Raw genomic sequence first — 14,941 nt, forward strand, 5'->3', positions numbered from 1 at the left:
CAACCTCTTCCGACCTCAACGTCTTCTGATCTCGACGCCCCGCGATGTTGTTGTCGCGGTGACGTTGGTGTCGTGGTGATGTTCGTGGGGTGGCAGTGAGGCTAGGGCTGAGGGGGGAGCGCGGGCCTGCTCCACCGTGCACAACCGAGGGCGCGCACCACTACGGTCCGTACGTAGCCAGATCCCGTCCCAGCTTGAGCGGCTCGCGGTTGCCGCTGCCCGGCCGGTTCCCGCTGCCCCGGCCGATTGCCGCGCCCCCCTCCCCACCGGCCGCGACCGCTTCCGCGGAGGCCGCCCGCCGAGGCGGAATTTGCTGGCCGGTCGGTCCCGTCCGATGACATGCTGTGCGACGTGAACGCACCGGTAGTCCACTTCAGCTTCGCCCCTGAGCTGCACGTTTTCGTCGCGGCAGAGCACAGCGCCGCGGATGTCCCCGTGGTGACCGACGGGACGTCGACGCTCGGCCATGTCGTCGAGTCGTTGGGCGTCCCGCTCACCGAGGTCGGCGGTCTGGTGGTGGACGGGACCGAGGCGACGCCGGCCCATGTGCCGAGCGCGGGCGAACGCATCGAGGTGCGGGCCGTCGAACGCCCGCAACATGTCCCCGGTGCCCCGCTGCGCTTCCTGCTCGACGTCCACCTAGGCACCCTCGCCCGCCGGCTGCGGCTGCTGGGCGTCGATGCGGCGTACACGAACCAGGACCCGGGCGACGCCGCACTGGCGGCGCTCTCGGCGAAGGAGCAGCGGGTGCTGCTCTCCCGGGACCGGGGGCTGCTGCGCCGACGGGAGATCTGGGCGGGCGCGTTCGTCTACAGCGACCGGCCCGACGACCAACTCCGTGACGTCCTGAGGCGCTTTGCGCCCGCGCTGGCCCCTTGGACGCGCTGCACGGCGTGCAACGGCGAGCTGGCGGACGCCGACAAGGACTCGGTGCGCGAGCAACTCCAGCACGGCACGCAGCGTACGTACGACGTCTTCGCGCAGTGCAACGCCTGCGGCCGCGTCTACTGGCGCGGCGCCCACCACGCCCGACTGGAGGCCATCGTCCAGGAGGCGCTTCGGGAGAACGCCGGCTGATACGGCGAGCGGTTGTCCGTTGGTCATCGCCCGCTGCCGCCGGAACATGCGGTGCGGGCGGCGCCTCCCGGGGCGGCCTCTTGGCCGTACGAATTCCTCAGGGCGGGTGACGGGCGGGAGGGCAATCGGGGGCGGAGGGCACGTGGCGGCGTGCGGGCACTCTGCGCTTTGCGGCCCAGCAGTACCTGCTCCAGCAGTACTTGCTGTGGTCGAAGTGACGCTTCGTCAGTGCGGGTCGACTGGCGCAGTAAATGCTCAACTGCAGCCCGCTGGAAGGACGTTCAGCGCCGGGCCGAGCGGTGGCCAGGCCGATATCTCGGTGCTGGGTTCTCTGCCGCCCGGCCGGAGTTGATCGCCGGCGTGGCAGTTTGCCGGGCCACCGCACTTGTCGTCGCAGTCGTTGAGTCGTGAACCATCCCGGTGGGGGCGTGAACCGTGGCGGTGGAGCTCGTGAACCATCCGGTGGTGAGTGTGAGCCATCCCGGTGGCGAGTGTGCTGCCGCGCCCCCTAGCCCACTCGTTGCGCGACACGCCGACGACGCGCGCCGTCCAATGGGTGAATCCGCTGCTTTCGGCCACCCGAAGAGCCCAGCGGGTACCTCGAATGCGACGTTCTCCGGTGGTGCGCGGCCGCAATCCGGCTGACGGTGATCACGTCGCTACTGCGATCCGATGTGCCGACAAAGAGTCAGCCTTCGCAGTCGCGCCGAAAGGAACATGTCCCCATGCGCACTGCCCGCACCCTGTTCGCTTCGGCCGCTATCACAGCGGCCCTCGCAATCTCCGCGCCCGCCGCACACGCAATGATCATGGAGGATATTGCCTCGGGCAGCGGGTCGTCTGCCAGCAACAACGATCACGACAGGAATGGCGACCGTGACCGGGACCACGGCCGCGACAACCGTTGCGACTACGGCCGTGACAATGGCCGCGACCACGGCCGGGACAACGGTCGCGACAACGGCCGGGACCGCGACCGTGACAACGGCCGGGACAACGGCCGCGACAACGGCCGGGACCGCGACCGTGACAACGGCCGGGACAACGGCCGGGATCGCGACCGGGACAACGGTCGTGACTACGGCCGGGGCCACGGTCGTGACTACGGCCGGGGCCACGACTGCGACCACGGCAGGCAGCGGCCGAGCGGTGGTGTGCACACCGGTGGCGGCGCGCTGGCCCGGACCGTGGTCGCCGACTGGGACCAGAGCAGCGGCTACGGTGACGACGACCACGGCCGTGGCGGTGGCCGGGACGGTGGCCGGGACCACGGTCGGGACGGCGGCGGCCGGGACCACGGTCGGGACGGCGGCGGCCGGGACGGTGGCCGGGACCACGGCCGGGACGGTGGCGGCCGGGACCACGGTGGCTACGGCGACCGGGACCACGGTGGCTACGGCGACCGGGACCACGGTGGCTACGGCGACCGCGACCACGGCGGATACGGCGACCACCGCCGGCCGCACGGCGGCATCCACACCGGTGGCGGTGGCCTCGCGTCCGGCAGCAGCATGGCCGCCGGCTCCGTGCTGATGCTCGGTGGTCTGGGTGCCGGTGCCTACATGCTGCGTCGTCGTTCCGCCTCGGGCTCTGCGACGGCCTGACAAGGCTGCCCCGTACGGAGGCCGCTGCGCCGTCGCGGCCACCGTTCCTCGTGGACGGTGGCCGCGGCGATTGCGTTTCCCACCGCCTCCCCACGACTCGCCGCCGCCCGTTCACGAAAGGCATCCGCACATGACCGCCCAGCAGTCGCCCCAGCCGAAGAAGAACCCGCCCCGGACCCCCGCCTCCCGCCCCGTCGGGCGCGGCCTGTTGTGGTCCGCGGCAGCCTTTCTGCTGGGTTCGCTCCTCGTGTACAACTCCGTCGACACCTCGGCGGACCCCAAGCCGCAGTCCCCCCACGCCGTGGCCGCCTCCGCAACCCCCCGGGCGAACGGCTCCTCATCCGCTCCGACCGTCGCTCCGGGACTGGCCCTGCCCCGCTCCGCGCCGAAGCGGCTGTCGATCCCGGCGATCGCGGTGGATGCGCCCTTCACCCCGCTCGGCATCACGCCGACCGGCCAACTCGAAGCTCCTCCCGCAGGCGACAACAACCTCGTCGGCTGGTTCAAGGACGGGGCCACGCCGGGCGAACGCGGTTCGTCGATCATCGCCGGGCACGTCGACACCAAGACCGGACCCGCGGTGTTCATGCAACTCGAATCCCTCAAACCCGGCAGTACGGTCAACATCACCCGTGAGGACGGGGTGATCGCCACGTTCAAGGTCGACTCCGTGGAGACCTTCAGCAAGGCGAACTTCCCCAACGACCGGGTCTACGGCGACGTGCCGGACGCGTCGCTGCGGATCATCACCTGCGGAGGCGCCTACGACCGGAAGGTCAGGGACTACGTCGACAACGTCGTGGTCTTCGCCCACCTCTCCTCGTACAGGCGTGCCTGATCTGCTCTCGTACCTCCTCCCTCCTCCCCTCCCTCCCCGACTCCGCCCCCTTCCCGTCCTCGCGTCTCGTCCCGCTGCAACCGGACGATGCCCGGGCCGGCCGCCGCGCCGGTCCGGGCACCGTGCTGTCTTCAGCCTGCCGGCGAGCGACACGCGGAACCGTGGATGCTTCCCCGGCCGGGAAGGGGCGAGGGAATAATGAACGCGCTCGGCCCTCGCCGCTCAGTATCCGCCCAACGCTGAGAACGACCTCGCGACGCCTCTCGGCGTCCCGCGTTCCCCGTCCCGCGTTCCCCGTCCCGCGTTCTGCTTTCAGCTCCCCGCTTTCTGCTTTCCGCTTTCCGACTCCGAGATGTACTCACCAGTCGTTCCGGTCGTGAGCCGTTTTGCCTGGCGATCACTGGGCACACGCGAGACGACGTGAGTACCGCAGCCCCTGAGAAGCGAAGCTGCGTACCGCGGACATGAGTGCGCCTGACTCACTCTGCTCGTGATGCCGAAACCTCGCCCTGATGACGGGATGAAATGAACCCCGGACGTCAACAACCGCCAACCCCGCGGCGGGGCCGGAAGCCGGCCCGCGGGGGTTCGCCCGCGACCGACCGCATGCTGCGCATTCTGCTGCGCCGCCGCAAACAGCCACTGAGCGCCCAGGACGTCACCGTCACGGACCGGCCCGCGGTCCGCAAGGCGGTCTCGGCGGCCGCGCTGGGCAACACCATGGAGTGGTTCGACTTCGGCGTCTACGCCTATCTGGCGGGCACGCTGGGGAAGGTGTTCTTCCCGGCGAGTTCGCCCGGGGCGCAGGTCGTCTCGACGTTCGCAACATTTGCCGCGGCGTTTCTCGTCCGGCCGCTCGGTGGCCTCGTATTCGGTCCGCTCGGCGACCGCATCGGCCGTAAGCGCGTACTCGCCGCGACCATGATCATGATGGCGATCAGTACCTTCGCGGTCGGCTTTCTGCCCAGTTACCACACCATCGGCTTCGCCGCCCCGATTCTGCTGCTGATCTGCCGTCTCGTGCAGGGCTTCTCCACCGGTGGCGAATACGCCGGAGCCACCACCTATATCGCCGAATACGCCCCCGATACCCGGCGCGGATTCCTCGGCAGTTGGCTCGACTTCGGCACCTTCGTCGGCTACTCGCTCGGTTCCGGACTGGTCACGCTGCTCACCGGGGTCCTCGGTACGGACGGTCTGGTGAACTGGGGCTGGCGGCTGCCGTTCCTCGTAGCCGGGCCGCTGGGGCTGATCGGCCTGTACATGCGGCTGCGGCTGGAGGAGACGCCGGCCTTCCAGCGCGAGGCCGAACAGGCCCACCACGACGCGGAGGCGGTCCGTGCCGCGGGTGGCGAGGACCCCGTCGAGGAGGCCCGCCAGTCCGGACACGGACGGCTGAAGGAGATCTTCACCCGGCACTGGCAGGCGGTGCTGATCTGCATGGGCCTGGTACTGCTCTACAACGTCACCAACTACATGGTGACCTCCTACCTGCCGACGTACATGACCGAGACCCTCGGCGAGGACCCCCTCACCGCGCAGCTGCTGGTGCTCGGCACCATGGTCGTCGTGGTGCTCACCATCACCACCGTCGGCCGCACCTCGGACAAATGGGGCCGGCGGCCCGTCTTCATGGCGGGCAGCGCCGCCCTGATCGCGCTCGCCGCGCCCGCGGTGCTGCTCATCCGGGCCGGCGGCATCCTGCTGCCCGCCTTCGGATGTCTGATCCTCGGCCTGCTGTTGGTGTGCTTCGCGGGGACGTCGGCCTCGACGCTGCCGGCCCTCTTCCCGACCCGGCTGCGCTACGGAGCGCTGTCGATCTCCTTCAACATCTCCGTCTCGCTCTTCGGCGGTACGACACCGTTGTTCGCCTCCGCACTGGTGCAGGCGACCGGCAGCGCCATGGTCCCGGCGTACTACCTGATGGCGGCCGGTGTCATCGGGCTGATCGCCACCTTCTTCCTGCACGAAACCGCAGGCAAACCACTGCGCGGCTCCGGCCCGATGGTGGAGACCGAGGAGCAGGCCCAGGCACTCGTGGCCAAGAGCCGCACCGAGGCCGGCCGGCGGGCCAGGGACATCTGGATCCGGCTACGGCACCCCTGGGCACGGCACTGAGCGCGGGTACCGTGCCGCGCCCTTGCCCTCATCCTGACGAAGCCCGACGACGACGTTCCCGGGCGGGATCGACGACGGGCCCCCGTCGTCGTCACCCCATCGGCGCAGTCACCCCGGACTTCATCGGCGCACGCTGCTGTCCCAGCGCCAACTGGTGAGACGAGGACGCCCCGGTAGCGCACCGCGTCCGGTGGCCCACAACAGGACGGCCCACGGGCCGGGGGCCACTGGGGCCTCCGCGTCAGCTGGAGCCCCCGGGTCACCCGCGGCCCCCGGGTCACCCGCGGCCCCCGGGTCACCCGCGACCCCCGGGTCACCCGCGGCCCCCGGGTCACCCGCGGCCCCCGGGTCACCCGCGACCCCCGGGTCACCCGGGGCCTCCGGGAACAGCCGGGCGAGCACCCGTGCGCACAGGTCGGCGGGCGGTTCCCAGGTCAGCCCCAGCCCCTCGGCCAGATCGTGGGTGTGGACCAGGGTCTCCACCGCCCCCATCGCCGCGAAGCCCGCCGGGTCCGACAGCCCGAACACATGGTGGGCCCGGACCTCCGGAGACGCCGTGCGCACCATGGCGACCAGCAGTGCGCCGCACGCCTCCAGCACCTGCAACAGCCCCGCCGGTCCCGCCGCGCGGTCGGCATGCACGGCGTTCGCGGGCCCGCCCGGCCGCCGGCTCTCCCACACGAAGGGCACCTCACCGTCCAACGGCGGCTTCCGCGGCCCGAGTTGGACGGCGTAGGCGAAGAGGTCGTCACTGAGGTGCTCGACCGTCTCCCAGCAGTCCCACTCCAGCGAACCGGCTCTTTGCTGCCACGCTTCCGCGGGCGCCCGGCGCAGTACGGCCACCGCGAGCTGCACGCAACGGTCGAGGTCGTCCGCGGTGACGGTCAGGGAGGACGGGGCCGGGGGCAGGGGCCCGGACGCGGACGTAGGAGGCTCGGAAGCGGCGCCGCAACGGGAACGCGAAGCGGAACTGGCGCTGTGGCTCACACTGGAACTGGCGCTGGGGCTCGCACTGGGACTGGCGCTGGAGCTGGCGCTGGAGCTGGCGCTGGAACTGGGTGTTGACCGGGACATGAAGGGACCGTATCTCGCGAGCACGTGGACGAAGGGAAAGGAGGCCGAGGAAACGCCCCTGCAGGGGGCCTCCTGCGGGCTGCCGTCCATAACTGACGGACTATCGTGGGTGCATGTCCGCCCCAGAACTGATCCGTATCGTCTCCCGCGACTCGCCGATGGCCCTGGCCCAGGTGGAGCGGGTACGCACCGAACTCGCCGCGCTCCACCCCGGCATCGCCACCGAGGTCATCCCGGTCAAGACCACCGGCGACCGCTGGATGGGCGCGCTCTCGCAGGTCGAGGGCAAGGGCGCGTTCACCAAGGAGGTCGACGCCGCCCTGCTCGCCGGTGAGGCGGATCTGGCGGTGCACTGCGTCAAGGACATCCCGGGCGACCGCCCGCTGCCGGCCGGTACGACCTTCGCCGCGTTCCTGGAGCGCGACGACGTCCGCGATGCGCTGATCGACCCGGGCGGCCGCACCCTCGACGAGCTGCCGGCCGGCACCCGGATCGGCACCTCCTCGGTCCGGCGGATCGCCCAGCTCGCCGCCTCGCACCCGCACCTCCAGTGCGTGCCGATGCGCGGCAACGCCAACCGCCGCATGGAGAAGCTCGCGGCCGGCGAGGCGGATGCACTGCTGCTGGCCGTCTCGGGCCTTGAGCGCATCGGCCGGACGGACGTGATCACCCAGGTCCTTTCCGTCGAGGAGATGTGCCCGCCGATCGGCGCGGGCGTGCTGGCGCTCCAGTGCCGCGAGGACGACACCGAGACCATCGACGCGGTGAGCGGTCTGGGCCACCCCCGGACGTACCAGGAGACCACCGCCGAGCGGATGCTGCTGCACGTCCTGCAGGGGCACTGCAACAGCCCGATCGCGGGGTACGCCACCACGGACCGCCGCGGCGAACTCTCCCTGCGCGCCTGCGTCTTCACCCCGGACGGCAAGACGGTCCTCAACGCCCACGAATGGGCCGGCCCGCTCACCCCGGAGACGCTCGGCACCTCCGTGGCCGTGACCCTGCTGCGCCAGGGCGCCCGCGAACTCATCGACGGCATCCCGCACTGAGCCCGCGACGCCCCGAAGGCAACCCGGGCTCTCCTCAGCCCCGGGGTACGACCACGACCTGGTCGTCGTCCTCGTAGATGATGCGACCCGGGTCGGCGGACTCCAGTCGTTCGTACGGGACGCCGTGCGCGGCCAGCAGGTGCAGATAGCCGTCCACGCGCTCTATGAGGTGCGTTGCGGTGGCCTTGAACCAGGCCACCGCGCACGGGTTGCGTTGCCGGTCGTAGACGAGTGGGTCGGTGTCGGACGGATTGGCGTAGTGGGCGTCGTACCAGTCGTTTCCGGCGCGCCAGAAGCGGTACTGCTCCTCGCTCAGCCTGCCGTCCCGGGCGAGCCCGTTGGCGAGGGCGAAGATGCCGGGGAAGTGGCCGTGCGGACTGCGTGTCGTGCCTTGGAACCGTATGTAGCGGGCCTGGGTCACGGTGTTGACCTCCGGGGGCGAAGGGGAGCGGGGTGATCGCGGCGGGCATGGGCTCGGTTTGCGGACTTGTGCGCGGCCTTCATGGTGCGCCATCCGTTCCATGTCTGTCGTGAGTGACGGCGCGTCAGCTGAGCCTGTCCGCAGGCCGGCTGGACCATGGCGCGATGGGCAAGGGATGCGGCGGGACCGGCCGGTGGGGGTTCGCGGAGTGGGGGGTGCGGTTTCCGCGGCGGGTGCTGGTGGTGACGGGGGTGTTGTGCGTCCTCTTCGGGTGCGCTGCCGCGGGGCTGGCCGATCGGCTGTCCGTGGGCGGTCTGGCCGCGTCGGGGACACCTTCGGCGCGGGCCGAGGCGTGGGCGGCGCGCTACGGTGCCGGCAGTCCGGAACTCGTCCTGGTCGTCCGGCCGGTCTCACCTCGGAATGCGCTGGACGGTCCGGCGGTGCGCGTCGCGGGTCGACGCCTGACGGAGCGGCTGGCAGCTGAGGAAGGGGTGGCCGGGGTCCGCTCGTACTGGGCGGCGGACGTGGACGATGCGCACGGTCCGCGTGGCAGTGATCAGATCCGTGTTCTCGCTCGTGATCCGGCTCGTGGTCGTGATCGTGGGCGTGCGGCGGGGTTGCGGTCGAGGGATGGGCGGGCCGCGCTCGTGCTGGTCGATCTGGAGGGGAGCGAGACCGAGACGGCGCGTACCGCGGAGCGGGTCGTACCGCGCTACACCCGGGAGGTCGGCCCGCTCGCGATCCGGGCCACCGGGCCCGCGTGGAGCCTGGCGCAGTCGACCGTGCAGGCACGTACGGACCTGCTGCGGGCGGAGCTGATCGCCGCACCGCTGACCTTCGTGATCCTGGCCCTGGCGTTCCGTTCGCTGGTGGCGGCGCTTCTGCCGGTGCTGGTCGGCGGGGTGGCGGCGGTGGGGGCGCTCGCGGTGCTGTGGGTGCTCACCGCCGTCACGGACGTCTCCGTCTTCGCCGTCAACCTCATCGGCGCGCTCGGGTTCGGACTGGCGGTGGACTACGCCCTGTTCATCGTCGCCCGGTTCCGTGAGGAGCAGGCCCGCGGGCGTACCGCACAGGAGGCGGCGCGGGCCGGCGTGGCGACGGCCGGCCGTACGGTCGCGGTGTCGGCCGGTACGGTGACCGCGGCCCTGGCGGCGCTGTTGGTGTTCCCCTTCTCGTTCCTGCGCTCGATGGCGTACGCGGGCATGGTGGTGGTCGTCCTCGCCGCCCTCACCGCCGTGTTCGTGCTGCCCGCGGTACTGGTCCGCTGGGGGAGCCGGGTCACGGCGCTGGACCCCCTGGGACGGTTCCGGTGGGCGCCGGCGCCGACGATCGGCGGGGACAGCCCGCTGTGGGGCACGGTCGCACGGGCGGTCACCCGGCGGCCGGTGGGCTGGGGAGCGGCCTGCATGGTGGTGCTCGCCGCGCTGGTGCTGCCGTTCGCGCACGGCCGCCCCGGGCTCGCCGATGAACGGATCCTGCCGGCCGGCGCCGAATCGCATGCGACCGCCGATCTCGTACGGAGGGAGTGGGGGACGTCCGCGGAGGGCACCCTGGTGGCGGTCCTCCCGCGCGTCGATCCGGAGGCCGACCGGGCGGCGCTCGATGCATACGGGCGCAGGCTGTCCGCGCTGGCCGGGGTGCGGGGGGAGGCGACGGTGACCGTTCCGGCGACGGGACGGTATGAGGGTGGGCGGCGTGTGGGAGGCGAGGGAGCGTACCGCCCTGAGACGCGCCGGCGAACGCACACCCCTGAGGTGGGCGGAGGAGCGTACACGCCGAGGCTGGGCGGGGCAGCCACCGGGCCCGTGGTGCGGGGCAGTGTGGTGACGTTGACGCTGCGGTCCGATCCGCAGTCGGAGCGTGCCGCCGCACTCGTGCACGCGGTCCGTCGGCTTCCGGCCCCCGGCGGCACCCTGCATCTCGCCGGTTGGGCCGCTCAAGTCGTCGATGCCCGCGCCGCGTTGGCGGATCGGCTTCCGCTGGCACTGGGGCTGATCGCTGCCGGGACCATGACCGTGGTGTTCCTGTTCACCCGCAGTGTGCTGATTCCGCTGAAGGTGCTCGCGGTGGCGGCGCTGAGCCTCTCCGCCGCCCTCGGCGGTCTCGTCTTCGTCTTCCAGGACGGTCATCTACGGTCGCTGCTCGGCGACTTCACCGTCACCGGCACGATCGACATGACGATTCCGCTGCTGCTGTTCAGCGTGGCATTCGGCCTGTCCGTGGACTACGAGCTGTTTCTGCTCTCCCGTATCCAGGAGCACTACCGGGCGACGGGCGACAATACGGCGGCGATCGTCCACGGCATCTCCCGGACCGGACGGCTGTTCACCGCGGCGGCGCTCGCCGTGGCCGTGGCCATGGGCGCGCTGGCCTCCTCGGGCGTGCTGCTGCTCAAGGAACTGGGAATCGGTCTGGCACTGGCCGTCGTGGTCGATGCCACGGTGGTACGCGGGGTGCTGGTCCCGTCGGTCATGCGGCTGGCCGGGAGGGCCAACTGGTGGGCGCCGGGGCGCGGCCGCCGTGATCCTCGTCCCCGCCATGGCCACCGGAACCATGACGGTTCGTCAGTCACGTCCGGTCACGCCGATGTGACTGACCTGACCTCGCCCTCAAGCCGAGCCTGAGTTCCGACCACGATCGTCCGTGCGGCGGAACGGGTGAGATGCGGGCGCCGATCACGACCGCACGGGTGACGCGTCGACGAGCGCCGTCGCCTCCGCGAGCGTCATGCCCGGACGCAGCTCGGTCTCCCCGGTCACTCCGAGGCGTTCGCCCATGACGAGGGCGAACTCCAGGAGTGCGAGGGAATCGACGTCGAGTTCCTCGAACGTCGCGTCAGGACGCAGCTCGGCCGTGTCGATGCCGAAGGTCTCGCTCAGGGCCGCGCAGATGACGGCGTAGGTGGGGGAGGGGGCAGGGGGAGTGTGCGTCGGGCAGGAATCAGACACGAGCCGTCACGGCTCCCTTCTGTGACGAGGAGGAAGAGGGGGACGAGGAGGCGGGAGAGGGAGGAGGGGCGGAGAAGCCCCGCGACGAGGGCATGCTCATACCCGAGCGGACGTACTCCCCGGAGAGTGCCGGCGGTGGTGCCAGGCCGGCCGCCGCGGTCTCCAGGCGGGTCCGGTCGTAGTGGCGGCGGGACCACCAGTGCGGAGTCAGCCCGGCGGCCAGGCGGATGAGGAACCGCTCCAGCGGTCGCATGCCTTCGGCCGTCACGTCCGGGTCAAGCGTGACATCAAGCCAGTCACATCCGCTCAAGGCGATCCGCACCAGCTCCTGCACCGAGCAGTCCTGGGGGTGTGTCACGTGATAGGTCTCGACGGGTGACTCCAGCTCGGCCATCGTCTGCGCGGGTCGGGCGGCGGCGCAGCGCAGCATGGCCCTCACCGCCCAGTCCACCTGCAGCAGGTTGACGACGGCGTCCGGCCGTCCCGGCACGCGCGCCGTATAGGGGAAGCTGATGTCGTCGCCGTCCAGACCGGCGGCGCGCAGGACGAAGGCCGGATCCTGTCGCTCCAGCATGCTGATCCGGGCCGCCTGGACCGCCAGCCAGTGGCGCGGCTCACCCGCCTGGGACGGCCGGTCGGTCACCAGCAGACTCGGGCGGAAGACCACCGCCGGCCGGCCCTCGGCCCGTGCCCATGCGCGCACCAGGCTCTCGGCGCGGAACTTCGACTCCTCGTACAGGGTGGCAAATCCGTACTGCTCATCCAGCGTGTCCTCGTACACCACGCCCGTTCGGCGCCGGCCCGCGACGAACGCGGTGCTCATGTGGAACAGCCGCCCGGTACGCCCGCCGGCGCTCAGCAGCTCCAGGACGCGGCGGGTGCCTGCCACGTTGGTGCGGTGCAGTGCCGCCGCCTGGCCCAGCGGGCTGGTGTCGGCGGCGCAGTGCCACAGCTCCTGCGTGCGCCGCGCCAGCGCCGCGTGTTCCGCCTCGGACAGTCCCAGCCGCGGGGCGGACAGCTCGATCCGCACCGGGGTGACCCGCCGGTGGAACTCGTCGGCGTCCCACGCGGCCCGCGATCCGGCCTCGGCCCCGGGCCCGGCGGCTGTGCTGCGTACGGCCCGTAGCAGTCGTTCGCGTGCGGAGACCGGATCACCCCGTACGAGGGCACAGACAGGACGGTCGTCCCTGCGCAGCAGCGCGGCGAGGAGCTGTGCGCCGAGAAAGCCGGTGGCACCGGTGATCGTGATCAACGACTCACTCCTTCGACCGCGCGGCCGGCCGCGGCCGGCAGCGTCCGCACCGCGGGCCCGGACTGTGGCATGGGGCACTGACGTTATTCCTATTTATTAGGAATGTGTTGCAGTATGTCGAAGTGTCAGGGATCAGAAGCCCCGGCGCACCGGCGCACCGTTGCAATACGAGCATTCGCGTGATCTCCGCCCGCGTCCGTGCGCCCCCACCGGCACCACGGCTGAAGAAGCTCTACGACGCCGCGCGGAAGACCAGTACGGCGTTCTGGCCACCGAACCCGAACGCATTGCTCACCGCCGCGGCCATCGGCAACGGCCGTGGCACCTTCGCGACCACGTCGAGCTCGATCTCGGGATCCTGCCGTCGCAGATTCGCCGTCGGCGGGATCACCTGCTCCGCCAGTGTCAGGACCGTGCACGCCGCCTCGATCGCCCCGGCGCCACCGGCCGAGTGCCCCAGGGCCCCCTTCACCGCGGTCACCGGCGGCGGCCGCCGGAAGACCTGCCGCAGTGCCAGCGCCTCCGCCCGGTCGTTGAGGACCGTCGACGTGCCGTGCGCGTTGACGTGGTCGACATCGCCCGGCTCGATCCCCGCGTCGCCCAGCGCGGCCGACAACGCCTCGGCCGCCCCGCGTCCTTCCGGGTGCGGCGCCGTGAAGTGGTACGCATCGCACGACGCCCCGTAGCCGGACAGGTAGGCGTGCGGGCGGGCGCCGCGGGACCGGGCATGGTCCAGCCGCTCCAGTACGAGCACCCCGGCCCCCTCCGCCAGGACGAACCCGTCACGGTCCGCGTCGAAGGGGCGGGAGGCGCCCGCGGGATCGTCCGCCCGCCGGGACAGCGCGCCCATCTGGTGGAAGCAGGCGGCCGGAACCCGGCTGCACAGCGATTCGCTGCCGCCCGCCACCACCACGTCGCAGGCGTCCGTGAGCAGCAGCTGGCGGGCGGTGCCCAAGGCCGTCGCCCCGGACGCGCACGCCGTACTGACCGTCAGGTTCGGGCCCCGCACCTGGAGGTCCATCCCCACTTCGCCGGCCACCATGTTCGGCACGCTGCGCGGAATGGCCAACGGGGAGATGTCCGTGGCCCGGCCCTCGGTGAGCTTGGTGAACTCCGCCTCATAGCGCTCCATGCTCGCCGTACCCACCCCGAGGACGACCCCCACCCGTACGGGATCCCAGCTGCCGGCGCCCAGTCCGGCGTCCTTCACCGCCTCGCGGGCGGCCACCAGGGCCATGGCCGCGCACCGGTCCAGCCGCCAGGAGAGCCGGCGTCCGAGCTGCGCGGCAGCGTCGAAGTGGGGTACCCGGCAGCAGAAGTCCACCGGGAGGCCGGCGAGTGACGGCTCGGTCGCCGCGGTGGATTCGCCCGTCAGCAGGCCCTGCCAGGTGGCGGCGACCCCCACCCCCGCGGGCGTCACCAGTCCCAGCCCCGTGACGGCCACCTCTCGCGCGCTCATTCGGCCGCCACCCTCCGCACCCGCGCCTCAGCGATTTCCGGCATGCGCTCAGTATTGGCAGCCGTCCGCCCACCCCGGGCGCGCCAAGCCGCAGCGTCCCCCGACCAGCCGCAGTCTTCCTGGGCATGGGCGGTGAGCGGGAGCCGTGGGTGCTCCGGCGGGGCACGCACCGCGCCCCGCCGCGCCTCTGTGGGGCCTTCGCGCATACCCTCGCGCGTACCTTTCGGGTGTGCCTTTCGTGCGCACAAATCGTGCGTTCGATCATCAACGATGATCAACAGTCTCAGGCTCTGGGATGATCTTTGCATGCTCGCCAGGCACATGACACGATGGCCAGCGCCGCACGGGGGAGCGGTGTATCAGTGGGGACAACCTCCCTTTGCGCACCAAGGTTTCAGTCGACCCGCCGCGGCCGGCTGACCCCACCGGTGCTCCCTTCTTCCCGGGGCGGCGAATACCTACCGAGCCGAACCAGCGTAAGCACACGGAGAGAAGGAACCACCGATATGACCACCGCCACGCACTCCTCCGGCACCACGCCCATCTACGAAGAGCTCGTCGAGGAGCACGGTGACGTCCTCGCCGCAACCCGCGAGGCGGCGGAGCATTCCCAACTCAAAGCGTCCCAGGCCCTCGACTGGAGCGATCTGCGCCGCCGTCACCACCAGTAGGTAGCACTCGTTCTCGATTGCGCCTTCTTGATTGCGCGTTCGCGATTACGCGTTCTCGCTCGGGCGGAAGTTGTCCAGCAACCGTGCCGGGGCGGCCTGCTTCCAGGAATCCACCAGGATGTCCCGGAGTTCGTCCAAGTCCTCCAGTGCGGCCAGCCGGACCCGCACCCAGTGAGAACCTGCCTCATGCGGCGGCACCCAGAATTTGTGCGGTTCCGCGGCGATCAGTTCGTGCCGCTCGTGGATGGGGCAGCGCACGGCGAATGACGTCTCGTCGTCGGGAACGGTGATGAACATCTTCCCCGCCACCCGGAACGTGGGCATCTCCCAGGCTTCCTTCTCCACCGTTTCCGGGAGGGACAGGGCGATACGGCGGACGTCGGAAGAATCGATCACGTCACCACTTTAGCCCCGTCGACCACGCTCCTGA

The 14,941-nt window shown here is 71.1% G+C and carries 13 protein-coding genes; 7 read left to right on the top strand and 6 right to left on the bottom strand.

The features are described from left to right. The first annotated feature begins 339 nt into the window (after positions 1–339). From IG62_RS0100185 to proP, 4 genes are all read left to right on the top strand, one after another. Positions 340–1,077: a Mut7-C RNAse domain-containing protein gene (locus tag IG62_RS0100185; RefSeq protein ID WP_107052874.1), complete on the top strand. Its 738-nt coding sequence runs from the start codon at positions 340–342 to the stop codon at positions 1,075–1,077. Between the two features lie 809 nt (positions 1,078–1,886). After that, positions 1,887–2,681, top strand: a complete 795-nt coding sequence (locus tag IG62_RS46940; RefSeq protein ID WP_158794933.1) for a hypothetical protein — start codon at positions 1,887–1,889, stop codon at positions 2,679–2,681. 130 nt (positions 2,682–2,811) lie between these two features. Then, positions 2,812–3,519 (top strand): class F sortase, encoded by a 708-nt coding sequence (locus tag IG62_RS0100200; RefSeq protein WP_030796003.1) that lies wholly within the window; start codon positions 2,812–2,814, stop codon positions 3,517–3,519. 606 nt (positions 3,520–4,125) lie between these two features. Continuing rightward, entirely contained in the window at positions 4,126–5,637 is a 1,512-nt protein-coding gene (gene proP / locus IG62_RS0100205; RefSeq protein ID WP_199812377.1) for a glycine betaine/L-proline transporter ProP, read from the top strand. Between the two features lie 120 nt (positions 5,638–5,757). On the opposite strand, the gene IG62_RS41155 is transcribed toward proP, so the two are convergent. Next, positions 5,758–6,492: a hypothetical protein gene (locus tag IG62_RS41155; RefSeq protein WP_199812378.1), complete on the bottom strand. Its 735-nt coding sequence runs from the start codon at positions 6,490–6,492 to the stop codon at positions 5,758–5,760. A 332-nt stretch (positions 6,493–6,824) separates the two neighbouring features. On the opposite strand from IG62_RS41155, the gene hemC reads away from it, so the two are divergent. Then, the gene (gene hemC, locus IG62_RS0100215) at positions 6,825–7,760 is read left to right on the top strand and encodes a hydroxymethylbilane synthase (RefSeq protein WP_030413563.1); all 936 of its coding nucleotides are present in this window, start codon (positions 6,825–6,827) and stop codon (positions 7,758–7,760) included. Between the two features lie 34 nt (positions 7,761–7,794). Here the strand turns inward: hemC and IG62_RS0100220 are convergent, their stop codons facing one another. Continuing rightward, positions 7,795–8,181, bottom strand: a complete 387-nt coding sequence (locus IG62_RS0100220) for a hypothetical protein (RefSeq protein WP_030796010.1) — start codon at positions 8,179–8,181, stop codon at positions 7,795–7,797. A gap of 164 nt (positions 8,182–8,345) precedes the next feature. Here IG62_RS0100220 and IG62_RS0100225 point away from each other — a divergent pair, with 164 nt between their 5' ends. Then, positions 8,346–10,805 (top strand): MMPL family transporter, encoded by a 2,460-nt coding sequence (locus tag IG62_RS0100225; RefSeq protein ID WP_078871707.1) that lies wholly within the window; start codon positions 8,346–8,348, stop codon positions 10,803–10,805. 51 nt (positions 10,806–10,856) lie between these two features. Here IG62_RS0100225 and IG62_RS0100230 read toward each other — a convergent pair whose 3' ends face one another. From IG62_RS0100230 to IG62_RS0100240, 3 genes are all read right to left on the bottom strand, one after another. Then, positions 10,857–11,129 (bottom strand): acyl carrier protein, encoded by a 273-nt coding sequence (locus tag IG62_RS0100230; protein WP_234326109.1) that lies wholly within the window; start codon positions 11,127–11,129, stop codon positions 10,857–10,859. Next, positions 11,122–12,381: an SDR family oxidoreductase gene (locus IG62_RS0100235; protein ID WP_051797329.1), complete on the bottom strand. Its 1,260-nt coding sequence runs from the start codon at positions 12,379–12,381 to the stop codon at positions 11,122–11,124. The genes IG62_RS0100230 and IG62_RS0100235 overlap by 8 nt, the downstream gene beginning before the upstream one ends. Positions 12,382–12,613: 232 nt before the next feature. Further along, positions 12,614–13,840 (bottom strand): beta-ketoacyl-[acyl-carrier-protein] synthase family protein, encoded by a 1,227-nt coding sequence (locus IG62_RS0100240; RefSeq protein WP_030796018.1) that lies wholly within the window; start codon positions 13,838–13,840, stop codon positions 12,614–12,616. Between the two features lie 506 nt (positions 13,841–14,346). Between IG62_RS0100240 and IG62_RS47650 the strand changes: the two genes are divergently transcribed. Continuing rightward, the gene (locus IG62_RS47650; protein WP_199812379.1) at positions 14,347–14,511 is read left to right on the top strand and encodes a hypothetical protein; all 165 of its coding nucleotides are present in this window, start codon (positions 14,347–14,349) and stop codon (positions 14,509–14,511) included. 45 nt (positions 14,512–14,556) lie between these two features. Here IG62_RS47650 and IG62_RS0100250 read toward each other — a convergent pair whose 3' ends face one another. After that, positions 14,557–14,907, bottom strand: a complete 351-nt coding sequence (locus IG62_RS0100250; protein WP_030796020.1) for an MmcQ/YjbR family DNA-binding protein — start codon at positions 14,905–14,907, stop codon at positions 14,557–14,559. Positions 14,908–14,941: the final 34 nt, after the last annotated feature.

Origin of the sequence: Streptomyces sp. NRRL S-337 (assembly GCF_000720175.1) — a bacterium.
GTDB classification, from domain to species: Bacteria; Actinomycetota; Actinomycetes; order Streptomycetales; family Streptomycetaceae; genus Streptomyces; species Streptomyces siderophoricus.

What these genes read in the sequence shown, in the direction of transcription:
- proP (WP_199812377.1), top strand. Translation starts at nt 4,126, where the DNA reads ATGCTGCGCATTCTGCTGCGCCGCCGCAAACAGCCACTGAGCGCCCAG.
- IG62_RS0100240 (WP_030796018.1), bottom strand. Translation starts at nt 13,840, where the DNA reads ATGAGCGCGCGAGAGGTGGCCGTCACGGGGCTGGGACTGGTGACGCCC.
- IG62_RS46940 (WP_158794933.1), top strand. Translation starts at nt 1,887, where the DNA reads ATGGAGGATATTGCCTCGGGCAGCGGGTCGTCTGCCAGCAACAACGAT.
- IG62_RS0100225 (WP_078871707.1), top strand. Translation starts at nt 8,346, where the DNA reads ATGGGCAAGGGATGCGGCGGGACCGGCCGGTGGGGGTTCGCGGAGTGG.
- IG62_RS0100185 (WP_107052874.1), top strand. Translation starts at nt 340, where the DNA reads ATGCTGTGCGACGTGAACGCACCGGTAGTCCACTTCAGCTTCGCCCCT.
- IG62_RS0100200 (WP_030796003.1), top strand. Translation starts at nt 2,812, where the DNA reads ATGACCGCCCAGCAGTCGCCCCAGCCGAAGAAGAACCCGCCCCGGACC.
- IG62_RS47650 (WP_199812379.1), top strand. Translation starts at nt 14,347, where the DNA reads ATGACCACCGCCACGCACTCCTCCGGCACCACGCCCATCTACGAAGAG.
- hemC (WP_030413563.1), top strand. Translation starts at nt 6,825, where the DNA reads ATGTCCGCCCCAGAACTGATCCGTATCGTCTCCCGCGACTCGCCGATG.